This is a genomic window from Pseudomonas sp. AC255 (assembly GCF_979258175.1).
Genome location: NZ_OZ409841.1, coordinates 5,359,802 through 5,375,598 on the forward strand (window position 1 = coordinate 5,359,802; position 15,797 = coordinate 5,375,598).

At 59.9% G+C, this 15,797-nt stretch carries 15 protein-coding genes; 8 read left to right on the plus strand and 7 right to left on the minus strand.

Annotation, left to right across the window (positions count from 1 at the left end; genetic code table 11):
- The first annotated feature begins 55 nt into the window (after positions 1-55).
- The 5 genes from hflK (ACZZ0K_RS24110) to cfaB all read left to right on the plus strand — a co-directional run bounded on the left by hflK (ACZZ0K_RS24110) (position 56) and on the right by cfaB (position 7,374).
- The gene (hflK, locus tag ACZZ0K_RS24110; protein ID WP_258707369.1) at positions 56-2,017 is read left to right on the plus strand and encodes a protease modulator HflK; all 1,962 of its coding nucleotides are present in this window, start codon (positions 56-58) and stop codon (positions 2,015-2,017) included.
- Entirely contained in the window at positions 2,014-3,057 is a 1,044-nt protein-coding gene (gene hflC, locus ACZZ0K_RS24115; protein ID WP_150743164.1) for a protease modulator HflC, read from the plus strand. The genes hflK (ACZZ0K_RS24110) and hflC overlap by 4 nt, the downstream gene beginning before the upstream one ends.
- Complete coding sequence (hflK, locus tag ACZZ0K_RS24120) at positions 3,054-4,103, plus strand: protease modulator HflK (RefSeq protein ID WP_258707368.1); 1,050 nt, start codon at positions 3,054-3,056, stop codon at positions 4,101-4,103. The genes hflC and hflK (ACZZ0K_RS24120) overlap by 4 nt, the downstream gene beginning before the upstream one ends.
- Positions 4,100-6,010: a cation-translocating P-type ATPase gene (locus tag ACZZ0K_RS24125; RefSeq protein ID WP_258707367.1), complete on the plus strand. Its 1,911-nt coding sequence runs from the start codon at positions 4,100-4,102 to the stop codon at positions 6,008-6,010. Before hflK (ACZZ0K_RS24120) ends, ACZZ0K_RS24125 begins: the two co-directional genes overlap by 4 nt.
- Before the next feature lie 176 nt (positions 6,011-6,186).
- A complete protein-coding gene (gene cfaB / locus ACZZ0K_RS24130; protein WP_252885055.1) occupies positions 6,187-7,374 on the plus strand; it encodes a C17 cyclopropane fatty acid synthase CfaB in 1,188 nt (395 codons plus the stop codon).
- Positions 7,375-7,384: 10 nt separating this feature from the next.
- Here cfaB and cls read toward each other — a convergent pair whose 3' ends face one another.
- On the minus strand, positions 7,385-8,824 hold the full coding sequence (cls, locus tag ACZZ0K_RS24135; RefSeq protein ID WP_252882901.1) for a cardiolipin synthase: 1,440 nt from the start codon (positions 8,822-8,824) through the stop codon (positions 7,385-7,387).
- Positions 8,825-8,955: 131 nt separating this feature from the next.
- Here cls and ACZZ0K_RS24140 point away from each other — a divergent pair, with 131 nt between their 5' ends.
- Positions 8,956-9,474, plus strand: coding sequence for a DUF3617 domain-containing protein (locus ACZZ0K_RS24140; protein WP_016772436.1), 519 nt, complete (start codon positions 8,956-8,958; stop codon positions 9,472-9,474).
- Between the two features lie 84 nt (positions 9,475-9,558).
- Here ACZZ0K_RS24140 and ACZZ0K_RS24145 read toward each other — a convergent pair whose 3' ends face one another.
- The 5 genes from ACZZ0K_RS24145 to ACZZ0K_RS24165 form a co-directional block, all read right to left on the minus strand.
- Positions 9,559-10,434 carry a metal ABC transporter substrate-binding protein gene (locus ACZZ0K_RS24145; protein WP_252879136.1) on the minus strand — a complete coding sequence of 292 codons (876 nt, stop codon included), beginning with the start codon at positions 10,432-10,434 and terminating at the stop codon, positions 9,559-9,561.
- Positions 10,435-10,445: 11 nt separating this feature from the next.
- Positions 10,446-11,315, minus strand: coding sequence for a metal ABC transporter permease (locus ACZZ0K_RS24150; RefSeq protein ID WP_252882899.1), 870 nt, complete (start codon positions 11,313-11,315; stop codon positions 10,446-10,448).
- Positions 11,315-11,983: a metal ABC transporter ATP-binding protein gene (locus ACZZ0K_RS24155; protein ID WP_258707366.1), complete on the minus strand. Its 669-nt coding sequence runs from the start codon at positions 11,981-11,983 to the stop codon at positions 11,315-11,317. The genes ACZZ0K_RS24150 and ACZZ0K_RS24155 overlap by 1 nt, the downstream gene beginning before the upstream one ends.
- The gene (folE2, locus tag ACZZ0K_RS24160; protein ID WP_252885051.1) at positions 11,980-12,876 is read right to left on the minus strand and encodes a GTP cyclohydrolase FolE2; all 897 of its coding nucleotides are present in this window, start codon (positions 12,874-12,876) and stop codon (positions 11,980-11,982) included. The genes ACZZ0K_RS24155 and folE2 overlap by 4 nt, the downstream gene beginning before the upstream one ends.
- Before the next feature lie 83 nt (positions 12,877-12,959).
- The gene (locus ACZZ0K_RS24165) at positions 12,960-13,268 is read right to left on the minus strand and encodes a glutamine synthetase (RefSeq protein WP_374046359.1); all 309 of its coding nucleotides are present in this window, start codon (positions 13,266-13,268) and stop codon (positions 12,960-12,962) included.
- A 277-nt stretch (positions 13,269-13,545) separates the two neighbouring features.
- Here ACZZ0K_RS24165 and zigA point away from each other — a divergent pair, with 277 nt between their 5' ends.
- Together zigA and ACZZ0K_RS24175 are read left to right on the plus strand one after the other, a co-directional pair.
- Positions 13,546-14,751 (plus strand): zinc metallochaperone GTPase ZigA, encoded by a 1,206-nt coding sequence (gene zigA / locus ACZZ0K_RS24170; protein ID WP_258707365.1) that lies wholly within the window; start codon positions 13,546-13,548, stop codon positions 14,749-14,751.
- Positions 14,751-15,401: a DUF1826 domain-containing protein gene (locus ACZZ0K_RS24175; RefSeq protein WP_252882896.1), complete on the plus strand. Its 651-nt coding sequence runs from the start codon at positions 14,751-14,753 to the stop codon at positions 15,399-15,401. Before zigA ends, ACZZ0K_RS24175 begins: the two co-directional genes overlap by 1 nt.
- A gap of 4 nt (positions 15,402-15,405) precedes the next feature.
- Here the strand turns inward: ACZZ0K_RS24175 and ACZZ0K_RS24180 are convergent, their stop codons facing one another.
- Positions 15,406-15,762 (minus strand): hypothetical protein, encoded by a 357-nt coding sequence (locus tag ACZZ0K_RS24180; protein WP_041476571.1) that lies wholly within the window; start codon positions 15,760-15,762, stop codon positions 15,406-15,408.
- Positions 15,763-15,797 lie beyond the last annotated feature (35 nt).

The window sequence follows — 15,797 nt, forward strand, 5'->3', positions numbered from 1 at the left end:
CAGTGTCCGTTATATCGTAACGCTATGAACGCTGAGCCAACATTTTCGGGGTGTTATGCAAGTCGATCTTGAGTTGGACGCCACGCCAGTCACCGGGCTGCCGCGCTTTCAGCAGGCAGCCGCGCAGTCACGCAAATTGCGTCGGTTGGCGTATGGACTCGGCGCAGTGGCCGCGTCGGGCTGGGTGCTGGCGTTTTTCGTCGGCCTGTTTGCGCCGCAGTCCCTGTGGTTACCGTTGTTGGTCAATCAGAGCGCGGCGTTGCTGGTGCTGGTCGCCGGGTTGCAATCGGCGTGGTGGGTGACGCAATGGCGCGCGCGGGTGATGCATCCGCCCGCTTCGCAATCGACCGTCATGGAAGAGGGCGGCGCAGCCGAGGGCTGGTACGAAAGGCTTCTGGAGCGCTTGAGTCAGCAGAGCCGCCATCTGCTTGGACAAATCGGCGCGCCGACATTGTGGCTCGGCGGCTGGGCGTTGCTGGTTCTGCTTGGTATTGAGCAGGTGTGGAATCTAACGTTGCCTGCGGCGGCCTTGGGGCTGTCGGCGAGCATCGGTGCGGCATTGGCGTTGTTGCTGGCGTTTGCCCTGCTGGTGCTGGAACGGCAACTGGCGCAGGAACCGCCGGCGCAATGGCCGGAAGCGGCTGCCCTGGCACAACTGACCCGGGTGGTGATCATCACCCTGTTGACCGGTGCGCCGTGTCTGTTGTTTGCCAGCGAAGACGCAGTCTGGCCGGCGCGTGTTGCGGTATTCAGCGCAATCCTGCCGATGTTGGTTGCCATCGAACTGTTATTGCGCGCGGTGCTGTCTGTTTTCAGCCCGCGCCGCGAACAACTCGAACCGACCCTGCTGGCGCGCAGTTTTATCGCCGATATGCTGCGTTGGCCGCCGCAGCCGTGGCTGGCGTTACAGCATGAAATGCACAACCGTTTCGGCATCGATTTGCGCCAGATCTGGGCCTTCAGTTACATGCGCCGGGCGTTGTTGCCGGTGTTGGCAGTGGTCGCCCTTAGCGGTTGGCTGCTGACAGGGGTACATGAAATTCCCCTGCAAGGTCGCGGCATCTATGAGCGCTTCGGTAAACCGGTACAGGTTTTCGGCCCGGGTTTGCATAGCGGGTTGCCTTGGCCATTGGGGCGTGTGATCCCCATTGAAAACGGCGTGGTCCATGAACTGGCAACCAGTGTCGGCGACAAGCCAATCGCCGTGCAGTCCGACTCCGCTGAAGGCCCGGCGCCGGTGACCGCCAACCGTTTGTGGGACGCCAGCCACGTCAATGACAAATCCCAGGTCATCGCCAGCAGCCGCGGCGCGCAACAGGGCCTGCAAATCGTCAACATGGACGTGCGCTTCGTTTATCGCATCGGTTTGAACGACGAGGCGGCACTCGCCGCGACTTATAACAGCGCCGATGTACCGACGCTGATTCGCAGCACCGCCAGCCGCATCCTGGTTCACGATTTTGCCTCGCGCACCCTCGACGGTCTGCTCGGCGACGACAGGGCAGGGCTGGCCGAGGAAATCGGTCGCTCGGTGCAAAGCGATCTGAACAGATTGAACAGTGGTGTAGAGATCCTTGCCACAGTTGTCGAAGCGATTCATCCGCCGGCCGGCGCGGCGAATGCCTATCACAGTGTGCAAGCGGCGCAGATCGGCGCGCAGGCGTTGATCGCTCGCGAACGCGGGGCGGCTGCGCAGGCCACTAACGAGGCGCAGTTGCAGGCGAGCGCGGCGCGGGATCAGGCAACGGCAAACGCGCGAGAGATCAGTGCCGCTGCGCAAACGGCAGACCTGAAATTCAGCGCCGAACAGAAAGCGTTCGCCAGTGCTGGCCAGGCCTTCGTGCTGGAGCAATATCTCAGCCAGCTCAGTCAGGGCTTGAGTAAAGGCAGGTTGCTGGTGCTCGACCATCGACTTGGCGGGAGCGCAAATGCGCCAACCATCGATCTGCGTACTTTCGCACTGCCGACTGATCCGTCGCCCGCCCGTACCACCGCTCAACCAGGAGCCACCCATTGAGCCAGTCGCCTGTTCATGACGTTCACGACCACAGCGGCCACGACCACGGCCACGGCGGGCATCACCATCATCATGGTCATCATCACCATCACGGCGAGGTGCCAGAAGCCGGACCATTTCCATGGCGGCGTATGGCCTGGGCTGCGTTGCTGGTGGCGTTTGCCATTGCCGCCGCGAGTCTGGTGCAAGTGCGCTCCGGCGAAGCCACGGTCATCACGCGTTTCGGAAATCCGTCGCGGGTATTGCTTGATCCCGGTTTGAGCTGGCGCTGGCCTGCGCCGTTCGAAGCGGCGATTCCAGTGGACTTGCGTCTACGTACCACCTCAAGTGGTTTGCAGGACGTCGGCACCAAGGACGGTTTGCGCATCATCGTTCAGGCCTACGTCGCGTGGCAGGTGCAGGGTGATCCTGAACACGTGCAGCGTTTCATGCGTGCCGTGCAGAATCAGCCGGACGAGGCGGCGCGGCAGATTCGCACCTTTGTCGGTTCGGCACTGGAGACCACGGCCAGCAGTTTCGATCTGGCCAATCTGGTCAACACTGATGCCAAACAAGTGCGCATCGGCGATTTTGAAGCGCAGTTGCGTCAGCAGATCGACCAACAGTTGCTCGCCACTTATGGCGTGCGCGTGGTGCAGGTCGGTATCGAGCGGCTGACTTTGCCCTCGGTCACGCTCAGCGCAACGGTCGACCGCATGCGCGCCGAGCGTGAAACCATTGCTACGGAACGTACAGCGATCGGCAAACGCGAAGCGGCGCAAATTCGCTCCGCCGCCGAGCGCGATGCGCGAATCGTCCAAGCTGATGCGACGGTGAAAGCCGCCGACATTGAAGCGCAATCGCGAGTCGAGGCTGCGCAGATTTATGGACGCGCCTACGCCAGCTCGCCGCAGCTTTACAACCTGCTCCGCTCGCTCGATACCCTCGGCACCATTGTCACACCGGAAACCAAACTGATTCTGCGCACCGATGCTGCGCCGTTCCGTGTGTTGGTCGACGGCCCACCGACTCTCGACAAAAAAGTCGGATCGCAGCCATGAGCGAAGAAGTTCCACGTGGAACACATGCGTTGAACAGTCCGTGGATTCAGGCCGGCCGTCTGACCTTCATCGCCTTGTATGCGATCACTGTTTTGGCCGCATTAGCATGGGCGGTCTCGAATGTCCGGCAGATTGATCCGCAAAACCGCGCAGTAGTACTGCACTTTGGCGCGCTTGATCGCGTTCAGAATGCCGGGCTGTTATGGGCGTGGCCGCAACCCTTTGAGCAGGTGATTCTGTTGCCGGCGGCTGATCGGGTGATCGAGCGTCGAGAGGAAAATCTGTTGCGCAGTGACGAGGCGTTGAAGGCTGACCGGGTGGCGTCCTTCGCTACGCCATTGAGCGATGCACTTGCCGGGTCTGGTTATTTATTGACCGGTGACGCCGGTGTGGTGCAATTGGACGTGCGAGTGTTTTACCAAGTCTCGGATCCCTATGCGTTCGTGTTACAGGGCGAACATGTGCTACCAGCGCTCGATCGGTTGGTGACGCGCAGCGCCGTAGCCCTGACCGCCGCGCGAGATCTCGACACCATTCTGGTCGCTCGCCCGGAATTGATCGGCGCCGACAATCAGGCAGCCGAGCGCCGTGAGCGATTGCGCGGTGATCTGGTGCAAGGCATCAACGCGCGTCTTGCTGAACTGAAGGCGAGCGGGCAGGGCATCGGTATCGAGGTGTCGCGGGTCGATGTGCAATCGAGTCTGCCGGAGCCAGCGATCACTGCTTTCAATGCGGTTCTGACGGCCAGTCAGCAGGCTGACAAAGCAGTGGCTAACGCGCGCACCGATGCCGAGAAACTTGCCCAGTCCGCCAACGAACAGGCAGACCGCACGCTCCAGGTGGCTCACGCGCAGGCAGGCGAGCGTCTTGCAAAAGCCTCAACCGATACCGCAACCGTCACGAGCCTGGCCACGTCTGCCGACCCGCAAATGCTCCTGCGTCTGTATCGCGAGCGCATACCGAAGATCCTGGATCAGGCCGGGTCGGTCACCACCGTCAATCCGAAAGACGATTCCCGGTTGATCATTCAAGGAGCCAGTCAATGACCGCGACCACCGCTGCTTCAAGTCTGTTGTCCTCGGCCGAACAACGTCGCGCCGCGCGCCAATTGACCCTGGCGATGCTTGCGCTCGGGCTGCTGGGTCTGGGGCTGGTCTGGCGCTGGATACTCCCGGAGCAAATCGGTGTCAGCCAACTGCTGCTGGGTTTCGCTTCTTTGCTCGTAGCGGTTCCGGTAATGCGTTCCGCCTGGTACAGCCTGCGTTATCCAAGCCTGCACGGCATCACCGATCAATTGATTGCGCTGGCCATGCTCGGTGCCTGGGCAACCGGTGATCTGCTCACCGCGGCGTTGTTGCCAATCATCATGATCTTTGGCCATGTGCTGGAAGAGCGTAGCGTCATCGGTTCTCAGGAAGCGATTAATGCGCTTGGCCGGCTGACCCGCAGCCATGCGCGCAAGCTGCAAGCGGACGGTTCGATCATCGAAGTGGACAACCGCACGCTCAGTGCTGGCGATATTGTCGAGGTGCGGGCCGGTGATCGGGTGCCGGCGGACGGTCGGGTATTGTCCGGCCAGGCGAGTCTCGATACGGCGTCGATTACCGGTGAATCGGTACCGGTGGAAGCGGGCGTGGGCATGCTGGTGTTTGGCGGCGCGATCAACCTCGATGGATTGCTGCGCGTCGAAGTCACCCGCACCGGCGACGAATCCACCTTGGGCAAAGTCATCGCCCTGATGCAAAACGCCGAGCGCTCGAAACCGCCGATCACGCGATTGCTCGAACGCTATGCCGGCAGCTACATGGTGCTGGTCTTGTTGCTGGCGGCGGTGACCTGGTTCGTCACCCATGATGCACAGGCGATGCTCGCGGTGCTGGTGGCGGCGTGTCCGTGTGCGTTGGTGCTGTCGGCGCCGGCCACGGCGATTGCCGGTGTCGCCGTCGCCGCGCGCCACGGGATTCTGATTCGCAGCTCGGCGTTCCTCGAAGAACTCGCCGATCTGACCTCACTGGTGGTCGACAAGACCGGCACGCTGACTTACGGCACGTTGCGTTTGCAGTCGATCGACAGCCTCAGTTTGGACACTAAAGAAGTGCAGGGGCTGGCCGCCAGTCTTGGCGCGGCGAGCAGTCATCCGGTGAGCCGGGCACTCGCCGGGATGGCCGATCAGGAAGCCTATTGGCCTCTGACCAACATCCATGAGCGCCAAGGCTTGGGCGTAGTGGCGACGACAGAGAAGGGCGAAGCTGCGCTCGGTCGTCCAGAGTTGTTCGCGCAACTGGGCATCACAACGACCCTCGTTCCTGAACACGATGGCCCGATTGCCGGCCTGGCTTTGAACGGTGAATTCCTCGCCTGGCTGCTGCTAGCAGACAGCATCAAACCCGAAGCGCGCTTTGCCTTGAGCGAATTGCGCGAACTGGGGCTGGGACGCCAACTCCTGCTGACGGGGGATCGTCAGAGCGTTGCCCTAACCCTGGCGCAGGAAGTCGGGCTGAATGAAGTGCAGGCGCAAGCGCTACCGGAGGACAAACTCAATCGCGTGCTCAAGGAAATCGATCACGGCTTCCGCCCGATGGTGGTCGGTGACGGCATCAACGATTCACTCGCTCTCAAGGCCGGCGTGGTCGGCGTGGCGATGGGCGCTGGCGGGGCCGATATTGCTCTGGCTTCAGCGGACATTGTGTTGATCGGCAGCGATTTGCGCCGCCTCGGTACTTGCGTGCGCTTGAGTCGTCAGTGCCGGCGTACTTTGCAGGTCAATGTGATCATCGGCCTCGGCTGGACCCTGGCGATCGTGGTCTTCGCGGCTTTCGGTTGGCTTGGCGCGGCCGGGGCGATGATCGCGGCGCTGCTGCATAACCTGAGTACCTTGTTGGTGTTGGGCAACGCCGGACGTTTGCTGCGCTTTCAGGAGCCATTGCTCAGGCTCGACCCTCAGGCTAAATGAAAGAAAATTCATCGAACCGCAGAGTACGCAGGCAGTCATCTATCGTAAGGCACGTTGCCTGTGGCGTTCAGCCGATGTGCCGATCACGATAGACAAGGCCGATCGAATCGATAGCCTGCTATTTTTCAAGGTTGGTCTACCCTCAGATCAGACGTCTGAAACAAGGGGGATTTTCCATGCTCGCGCAACTTCCACCGGCCTTGCAGAACCTGCATTTACCGCTTCGCCTGCGACTCTGGGACGGCCACGAGTTCAATCTGGGACCGACGCCCAGCGTAACCATCGTGGTCAAGGACCCGCAGATGGTTACTCAATTCACCCACCCAAGCCTGGATGTACTCGGTGCGGCGTTCGTCGAAGGCAAGCTGGAACTTGAGGGCTCGATCAGCGAGGTCATCCGGGTTTGCGATGAGTTGAGCAATGCGCTGCTCGACGAAGACGAAGACAGTCAGCCGGTGCGCGCGCAACACGACAAGGACACCGACGCCAAAGCCATCTCCTATCATTACGACCTGTCGAATGCCTTTTATCAGCTGTGGCTGGACAGCGACATGGCGTATTCCTGTGCCTATTTCGAAACCGGCAGCGAAACCCTCGAACAGGCTCAGCAAGCCAAATTCCGCCATCTGTGCCGCAAGCTGCGCTTGCAGCCGGGCGAATATCTGCTGGATGTCGGTTGTGGTTGGGGTGGTCTGGCGCGATATGCGGCGCGAGAGTTTGGCGTCAAAGTGTTTGGTATTACCTTGAGCAAGGAACAATTGGCCCTGGCGCAGGAGCGAGTCAAAGCCGAAGGGCTGGACGATCAGGTCGAACTGCAATTGCTCGACTATCGCGATTTGCCCCAGGACGGCCGCTTCGACAAGGTTGTCAGCGTCGGCATGTTCGAACACGTCGGACACGCCAATCTCGCCGAATACTGCAAAACCCTGTTTGGTGCGGTGAAGGAGGGCGGCCTGGTGATGAACCACGGCATTACCGCCAAGCACACCGATGGCCGCCCGGTTGGACGCGGCGCAGGCAACTTCATCGAAAAATACGTGTTTCCCAACGGCGAGTTACCGCACCTGGCGATGATCTCTGCCGAAATCAGTGAAGCGGGACTGGAAATTGTCGATGTCGAAAGCCTGCGCCTGCATTACGCGCGCACGCTCGATCACTGGAGCGAGCGACTGGAGGACAACCTCGAAGCTGCGGGGAAACTGGTGCCTGAGCAAGCACTGCGTATCTGGCGTCTGTATCTGGCCGGTTGCGCTTATGCCTTCGCGCGGGGCTGGATCAATCTGCATCAGATCCTCGCTGTGAAAGCGCATCCGGATGGCAGCCACGAACTGCCTTGGACCCGCGACGATATCTACCACCCCTGAAACGGGCCACTCAGAGTATCGGCGAAATCAGCCGGGCGATCCGCATGCCGACCTGTTGCAGGCGGTGGATCTCCCGGCTTTCTTCTTTGGCCACCTCATCGGCCTGGGCGAAATCGTCATTGAGCATGTGTTCCACGGCGGCGGCGAACTCACTGTCGACGGTCAGCAACATCACTTCGAAATTCAGGCGGAACGAGCGATTGTCCAGGTTGGCGCTGCCGATGGCGCTGATTTCGCTGTCGATCAACACCACTTTCTGGTGCAGAAAACCCGGTCGATAACGGAACACCCTAACGCCGGCCCGTACCGCTTCAAAGGCATACAGGCTTGAGGCGGCGTAGACAATGCGGTGATCAGGCCGTGACGGCAACAGCAGGCGCACATCGACACCACGCAATACCGCCAGCCTCAATGCCGCGAATACCGCTTCGTCCGGGACAAAGTACGGGCTGGTGATCCATACGCGTTGCGTTGCTGCGTGGATGGCTTCGACGAAAAACAGCGAGCAGGTTTCGTAGGCATCCGCCGGGCCGCTGGCAAGCAATTGGCAAAGCACGCCATCCTCCGGGTACGTATCCGGCAGGATCAACGGCGGCAGAGTGCGAGCAGCCCAGAACCAGTCTTCCGCGAACGATTCCTGCATGCAGGCCACCACCGGCCCGCGGACTTTGACGTGGGTGTCACGCCATGGCGCCAATGGTGGCTTCTCACCCATGTATTCATCGCCGACGTTATGCCCGCCGACAAAGCCGACTACGCCATCGACCACAACGATTTTGCGGTGGTTGCGGAAGTTGACCTGAAAGCGGTTGAGCCAGCCGCTGCGCGTGGCAAAGGCTTTGACCTCGACGCCGGCATCACGCAGCGCCTGCACGTAATGATGGGGCAGGGCATGGCTGCCGATGCGGTCGTAAAGCAAATGAATTGATACGCCTTCGGCGGCTTTCTTCAACAGCAAATCACGCAAGCGCTGGCCGAGCCGGTCGTCGTGAATGATGAAGAATTGGACCAGCACTGCTTGCCTGGCTTGTTCGATCGCCTGAAATATCGCATCGAAGGTCGAGGTGCCGTTCACCAGCAGTTGCACCTCGTTGTTCGCCAGGCACGGCATGCGCCCCAGTTTCGGCATCGCGCGCAGTGAGGCGTAGGCACTCGAAGCGCGAGCGGCCAGGGCTTCCTCCACCCACGGACGCCAGTTCAGTTCGGAAATGGCCAGGCGCATCTGCTCGTTGGCCTGGCGCCGGGCCTTGATGTAGCCATCGAAGGTGCTGCGACCAAATACCAGATACGGAATAAGCGTGAAGTAGGGAATGAAGATCAACGACAATGCCCAGGCGATCGAGCCTTGCGCTGTGCGCACGGTGAGCACCGCATGGATCGCCGCGATCGAACCGAGTGTGTGCAACAGGGCGATCAGGTAACCGAAAATGTGCGGTCCGAAAAAATCCATGGGGCAGCCTTGCTCCGCGAGATGCAATGCTTAACAGACCATGTTCTGCGGCGAATGTCTCTATTTAATCGGCGCATGAACCGACACAATCGGCCGGCGTCTAACGGCCACAACTGATCAGGAGTTACTCGATGAACGTTCGTCTGCTGGGTTTGGCGCTGGGTCTGGGTTTGGCATTACCGGTGGTTGCGCAGGCACAAATGCTGCAGCCGGGGTTGTGGGAAATGTCTTCGAGCAATCTGAAGGTCGATGATCAGGCCATGGACGTGCAATCGATCCTTGGCCAGATTCAAGGCCAGATCACCCCGCAGCAGCGGGCGGCGCTGGAGAAGAACGGCATCAACATCGGCGGTAAAGGTATCCGGGCCTGCCTGACGCCGCAGCAGGTGGCAACCAACGATATCCCGCTGGCCGATCCGCAATCGGGCTGCAAGCAACAGATCACCGAGCGCACCGGCAATCAATGGAAATTCCGCTTCAGCTGCCCGAAAGCCCAAGGCACCGGTGTGGCGACATTCCTCAGTGACCGCGAATTCACCACCGTTGCCAATGGCACCTTCAACGCCATCGGCATTAACCAGAAGGGTAGCCTGGAAACCCGTGCGGTGTGGCTGGGTCAGGATTGCGGCACGGTAAAACCCCGCGCTTAAAACCTTCGCAGCGCTCCACAGTTGGAACCCATTCCAACTGTGGGAGCGAGCCTGCTCGCGAATAGATCGGAAGTTCGCCTCAAGTCATGGCTGACTCAACGCCTTGTACAACGTATTGAGGTTGTATTCGAACAGCCCGGTAAAGGTGCTCGCCGGTCCACTCACCGCCAGCGCATCCGAGTACAGCGTGCCGCCGATGTGTGCGCCGCTTTCATCCGCGATCTGCTTGAGTAGACGCGCGTCCTTGATGTTCTCCATGAACACCGCTTTGACCTTCGCCTGGCGAATCTGCGTGATCAGCGCAGCGACTTCGGCGGCAGAGGGTTCGCGTTCGGTGGACAAACCCTGTGGCGCGATAAAGTCGATGCCATAGGCCTGACCCAGATAGCCAAAGGCATCGTGGCTGGTGACGATCTTGCGATTACCCGGCGGCAGCGCGCCGAGTTTGTTTTTGGCTTCGGCGAGCAGGGCATAGATCTGCTTGAGGTAGGTCTGGCTGTTGCGCTCGTAGTCAGGCTTGTTGGCCGGGTCGGCGGCGATCAGCGCCTTGGTGATGTTGGCGACGTACAACTCAGCGTTCGCCAGATTGTGCCAGGCGTGTGGATCCGCAACAGTCTCGCCGTCTTCATCGAGCGAACGTGGAATCACCCCGCGACTGGCGCTGATCACCGTCGCCTTGCTGTCGGTGCTGGTCACCAGGCGATCCAGCCAAGGCTCGAAACCGAGGCCGTTCTTGATGATCACTTTGGCTTTGAGCAATGCCTTGGCATCGTCCGGTGTTGGCTCGTAGGTGTGCGCATCGGCATCTGCGCCGACCATGTTGGTGATCTCAACGTGTTCGCCGCCGACCTGATGAACCATGTCGGCAAGGATGCTGAAGCTGGTAACCACCGGCAGTTTTTCGGCAGCCGACAGTGACATCGACAGCATCAGGCTGAACAGCACGAGTAGAGCGCGCATCGGGAAACACCTCATTGGGATGTGAGCAAAGGCGGGCGGCGCAGCAAACCGTGAACCGGTCCAAACACCACCGACAGCAGATAGCCGGCCCCGGCAACCAGGACGATGGCCGGGCCGCTGGGCAGCGAGTAATAGAACGACAGCAGCAAACCGAGCCACACCGACACGCAGCCCATGACGGCGGCGACGCCAATCAGTATTGGCAGACGGCGACTCCAGAATCTCGACGCGGCAGCCGGAAGCATCATCAGCCCGACTACCATCAGTGCGCCGATGGCCTGAAAGCCGATCACCAGATTCAGCACGACCAGGGTCAGGAACACGCCATGAGCCAGTGGCCCGAGACGACTGACCGTGCGCAAGAACAGCGGGTCGAGTGTGTCCAACAGCAGGGGTCTGTAGATCGCGGCCATAGCCATGAGGCTGATGGCCGAGACCCAAAGCATGCCGGTCAGCGTCGGTCCATCCACGGCTAGCGCCGAACCGAACAGCAAGTGCAGAAGGTCGAGGCGCTTGCCGGCAATACCGAGAATCAGCACGCCGCTGGCGAGTGAAATCGGATAGATCGCGGCGAGACTGGCGTCCTCGCGCAAACCCGTACGCCGGGTTATCCAGGCTGCAAGTCCGGCCATGCTCAGGCCGGCGCCGAGGCCGCCGAGCGTCAGGGCAGGAAGGCTCAAACCGGCAAACCAGAATCCCAGCGCTGCACCAGGGAGAATGCCGTGGGCGACAGCGTCGCCGATCAGGCTCATCCGTCTGAGAATCAGAAACACGCCCAAGGGCGCCGTGCTGCACGCCAACACTAAGCCGCCTAGCAAGGCCCGGCGCATGAACACAAACTCGCTGAACGGCTGCCAGAAATGGCTGACGGTGGCGAGCATCAGGCGACCTGCATGTGCGGTGTCGGCTGGATCAGTTCTCGGCTGGTTCCGTACACGCAGTGGCCGTTTTTGATCAGCAGCGTATGCGGAACATGTTCTCGTACCGCCGCCAGGTCATGGCAGACCACGACCAGTGTCCGGCCCTCGGCGTGCCAGTGGTGAATGTGTTGCCAGAGCAATTGCTGGCCGAGATCGTCGAGTGCGGCGTGCGGTTCATCGAGCAACAGCACCGGGGCGTCAGCGAGGCTCAGTCGTGCGAGCAGGGCACGTTGTAGCTCACCGCCGGACAGGGCCATCAACGGACGCTGTTCGAGGCCACTCAAGTGCCAGTCTTCCAATGCGTTTTTCAGTCGCTGCGTGCGCAGTTGCGTCGACAGCCGGCGGCCCCAGAAACCTGCGGCGATGAGTTCTTCCAGGCTTATTGGAAATTGCCGATCCAAGTGCTGCTGTTGCGGCAGAAAGGAAATTCCGCTTTGGCGTGGAACAGCCGTTTCCACTTTGCCAGCGAGAGGCTTCTGCAATCCGGCAATGACCTTTAGCAGGCTGCTTTTGCCGCAGCCGTTGGCGCCGATGATGGCGGTCAGGCTGGCGCTCTCGAACTCAAGACTCAGAGGCGTCGTCAGCGGTTGGCCGGGAGCGCCCCAGACCAGCGATTGGCAGCGGATCATTGCTGCTCCCGGTGCCAACTGCTCTCGGCGACAGCGTCATGGGCGTGCAGGCTTTCGGCGTGGATCACGCGGATATGCAATTGTTTGATGCCGGGCGTGCGCTGCAGTGCCAGATTGAGGCGGCGCGCGGCGTCTTCGCAGAACATCAGGTTTTGCCCATTGGCGAGTGCGAAGGCTTGCTCGTCGGGGCGCTTTACTGCGGTCTGCACGGCTGTGCCGAGGGCTGCTTCAGCGTCATCGATGATCGCTGTCAGCGGTAGCTCGTCGATGAAATTGTCGAGATGCAGGTGCAGTTGCGCATAGCTACGTTGGCTGTGCGGCGTCGCTACGATCCCTTTGGTTGAGCCAAGCCATGCCAAAACATCGGCATGTTGCAGAGCCTTGTTGGCGAAGTCGTCGATGAATTGCTGCTGGATCAATTGCCTTGCCAAGGCTGCCGAGCAGGGGCATGTCGAGGAATAGGGCACCTCGAGTCTTAGTTCCACGTGGAACATTTGCTGTTTCAGGCTTGCTGAAATGGTTGTCGGATAGGATTTCCAGCCGGCTAGGGGGCTGACTAACGCCGGTCGTTTCAGCAATAAGTCGGTGTGAATGTTCAGATATGCGCAGGCGGATAGACCTTGGTGACTTACCAGAAAACCCTTGAGTACCTGATGCAGCAGAGCGGGAGAAAGGCGTCGCTGTTCGAGGGCTTCGAGTGCCAGATACAAGCGCGACATGTGAATACCACGCGCTTCACCATCATCGAGACTCACGCCAGCGTCGACTCTGGCGCTGAGGCGTTGGCTTTCGAGCACAACGGGTAGGGCAATCCCACGCATGCCTACCCAATCGAGTGGCAGTGCCTGGCGCGCAGATTGGGCGGCGATATCCGGGAGAGTAAGAGCATTCATGGTTGAGACCGTCGTATTGATCTCTATTTACGTTACATTATAACAATCCATTCAGCGATGCTTTTTTCATGAAAAGGTTTTCACTAGCAGCCCGTCATCCGGCTGCAAGTGAACCTTGCGCTGCTACCACCCGAGCTGGAAAAACGGTTGATGGTCGTCCAGCCGACACGACGGGTATAGCCAACCCAAGCCTCGCCATCGGAGGCGATGCCGGTAAAAAAGGTTAATTGGCCGAAGCGGCTGTTGGTTTGCGCCCAATAGCGATGGCCGTCCTTCTCGAATCCGCGCAGGTAAAGCGTGGTGCCGACCGTATTGACGCTATAGGCATTGCCGTCGGCGTCCACACATGCCAGCAAATTAGCGCTGCGCGTGCAGTGCACGAGCGCCGGCATTTGCGCTTGGGCTTGGCCGGCCAGCGACGTAGCGCAGCTCAAAAGCAGGTATTTCAACCCATTGTTAATTGCGAGTTTCCACGATCGGTGGTGCGGCAATTTGCGAAATCTCCTGCGTCGGACTGGCAAGCTCAGGTTGTTATACCATAACATAAATCGCCACCAGCCTGAGCTGCCGATCACAATCGTTTGCCTTCATTGCCCCGAGTAATGGAGCGCAACACGCCAAGCGCACACCTGAAAGCGCAAATCGGCTGCCATTTATGAGGATTATCCAATGTCAGCCAAATTGCCCGTCACCGTACTTTCCGGATTTCTCGGCGCGGGAAAAAGTACACTTTTGAATTACGTACTACGTAACCGAGACGGCTTGCGTGTAGCGGTGATCGTCAACGATATGAGCGAAATCAACATCGATGGCAGTGAAGTCCAGCGTGATGTCAGCCTGAACCGCGCTGAGGAAAAACTCATCGAAATGAGCAATGGCTGTATCTGCTGTACGTTACGTGAAGACCTCCTTGAAGAAGTCAGCAAACTCGCTCGCGAGGATCGTTTCGATTACCTGCTGATCGAATCAACCGGCATTTCCGAACCGCTTCCGGTCGCTGAAACCTTCACCTTCCGCGATGAACAAGGGCAAAGCCTCGCCGACATCGCGCACCTGGACACCATGGTCACGGTCGTCGACGGCGTGAATTTCCTGCTCGATTACCAGGCGGCCGAAAGCCTGGCCTCTCGCGGCGAAATCCTTGGTGAAGAAGACGAGCGTTCCATCACCGATCTGTTGATCGAGCAGATCGAGTTCGCCGACGTCCTGCTGATCAGCAAAATCGACCTGATCAGCCAGCACGAGCGCGAAGAACTTACCGCGATCCTCAAGCGCCTCAATGCCCAGGCTGAAATCATTCCAATGGTGATGGGCGAAATCCCCCTGGAGAAAATCCTCAACACCGGTCGTTTCGATTTCGAGAAGGCCGCACAAGCGCCTGGGTGGCTGCAGGAATTGCGCGGTGAGCACGTCCCGGAAACACAGGAATACGGCATCGCCTCGACGGCCTACCGCGCGCGCCGGCCATTCCACCCGCAACGCTTTTTCAGCTTCATTGACCGCCCATGGCTGAACGGCAAGCTGCTGCGCTCCAAAGGCTTCTTCTGGCTCGCCAGCAAACCCACCGATGCCGGTAGCTGGTCTCAAGCCGGCGGTTTGATGCGGCATGGATTCGCCGGGCGCTGGTGGCGTTTCGTAGCAAAGAACCAATGGCCCGAAGATCAGGAAAGCGTGCAGGCGATCATGGATAACTGGACTCCAAGCGTAGGAGATTGCCGGCAGGAACTGGTATTCATCGGTCAAAACATAGATTTCCTGCAACTGTCCGCCGAACTCGATGCCTGCCTTTTGACCGATGAAGAAATGGCCATGGGTGTAGAAGGCTGGCGTTTGCTGCCTGATCCATTCGGCCCGTGGCAAGAAGAGGCCGCCTGATGCTCGCACTCAAGGATCAGCCGCTTCTTACCCGTCATCAGCACCAGGGTGTGACACCGCAAACGTTGACGCGAATCCTGGACGACCAGACCAATCTCGCCGTCTGGCAACGCCAGCTACCCGTGCACATCGCCGATTTTGCGCAATTGGTGCTGTCGCTCAACGAGCCCTTGGCCGAGTCGCTGTGTCTGGAATTGCCCGACGAAGATGCCGAACCGGATCTCGCCGGTCTGGCTGCAGGGCTGTGTGATCTGCAAGGATTCGAAGGTTTCATCAGCGACCTCAAGTGGCTGATCAGTGCCTTCGCCTGTCTGTTGGGCGCGCGGCGTATCGGCGTGCGTTTGCGCGTGCTGGACAAGGCCATGTGTCCGCGTTTCCACGTCGATCACGTGCCGGTGCGCCTGATCACTACTTACGCTGGCATCGGCAGCCAATGGCTTGAGGAGGGTGCGATGGACCGCGCGCAACTTGGCCAGTCCAATGCCGAACCGCAAGATCCAGCGTCGATTCGTCAGCTCAACAGCGGCGACGTCGCGCTGCTCAAAGGCGAAAAGTGGCACGGCAATGAAGGCTTCGGCCTGATCCATCGTTCGCCGCAACCGGCACCCGGTGAGCGCCGTCTGTTGCTGACCCTCGACTGGCTCGGCTGACACATCAGGGCTTGCGCCAGACGCCCTGGCTCTGGCCTTCGCAATATGGCTTGAGATACGCCGTATCGGTGGCCACGCCGTAATAGTGGATATCCTGGCGATAGGGCATATTGGCGACTTGCGCGTTGCTGCACACGCCGAAAGCGCCGCTCGGGCACTGGTCGACGTACTGCACCTCGACCTTCTGCCCGGCCAGCGTCGGTTGGCAGAAGCCGTCATTGAACAATTTCTGCGGAATCGTCCGGTTCTGCTGACAGACTTTGACGTCGAGCCGTTCGCCCTGTGTGTGCACCACGCAGGCCTGAGCCCACGCTTCACTCGACAGCAGCGCCAACAGCAACGACCATCCCGACCAGCGCATCTTCGATCTCCTCAATAACTGTCCGCAGAAAGTAC

Excerpts from the sequence above, each read along its gene's own strand:
- ACZZ0K_RS24125 (WP_258707367.1), top strand. The coding sequence starts at position 4,100 with ATGACCGCGACCACCGCTGCTTCAAGTCTGTTGTCCTCGGCCGAACAA.
- ACZZ0K_RS24155 (WP_258707366.1), bottom strand. The coding sequence starts at position 11,983 with ATGATCCGCTGCCAATCGCTGGTCTGGGGCGCTCCCGGCCAACCGCTG.
- ACZZ0K_RS24145 (WP_252879136.1), bottom strand. The coding sequence starts at position 10,434 with ATGCGCGCTCTACTCGTGCTGTTCAGCCTGATGCTGTCGATGTCACTG.
- hflK (WP_258707368.1), top strand. The coding sequence starts at position 3,054 with ATGAGCGAAGAAGTTCCACGTGGAACACATGCGTTGAACAGTCCGTGG.
- folE2 (WP_252885051.1), bottom strand. The coding sequence starts at position 12,876 with ATGAATGCTCTTACTCTCCCGGATATCGCCGCCCAATCTGCGCGCCAG.
- cls (WP_252882901.1), bottom strand. The coding sequence starts at position 8,824 with ATGGATTTTTTCGGACCGCACATTTTCGGTTACCTGATCGCCCTGTTG.
- ACZZ0K_RS24180 (WP_041476571.1), bottom strand. The coding sequence starts at position 15,762 with ATGCGCTGGTCGGGATGGTCGTTGCTGTTGGCGCTGCTGTCGAGTGAA.
- ACZZ0K_RS24175 (WP_252882896.1), top strand. The coding sequence starts at position 14,751 with ATGCTCGCACTCAAGGATCAGCCGCTTCTTACCCGTCATCAGCACCAG.
- hflK (WP_258707369.1), top strand. The coding sequence starts at position 56 with ATGCAAGTCGATCTTGAGTTGGACGCCACGCCAGTCACCGGGCTGCCG.
- ACZZ0K_RS24165 (WP_374046359.1), bottom strand. The coding sequence starts at position 13,268 with ATGCCGGCGCTCGTGCACTGCACGCGCAGCGCTAATTTGCTGGCATGT.
- cfaB (WP_252885055.1), top strand. The coding sequence starts at position 6,187 with ATGCTCGCGCAACTTCCACCGGCCTTGCAGAACCTGCATTTACCGCTT.
- ACZZ0K_RS24150 (WP_252882899.1), bottom strand. The coding sequence starts at position 11,315 with ATGCTCGCCACCGTCAGCCATTTCTGGCAGCCGTTCAGCGAGTTTGTG.
- zigA (WP_258707365.1), top strand. The coding sequence starts at position 13,546 with ATGTCAGCCAAATTGCCCGTCACCGTACTTTCCGGATTTCTCGGCGCG.
- ACZZ0K_RS24140 (WP_016772436.1), top strand. The coding sequence starts at position 8,956 with ATGAACGTTCGTCTGCTGGGTTTGGCGCTGGGTCTGGGTTTGGCATTA.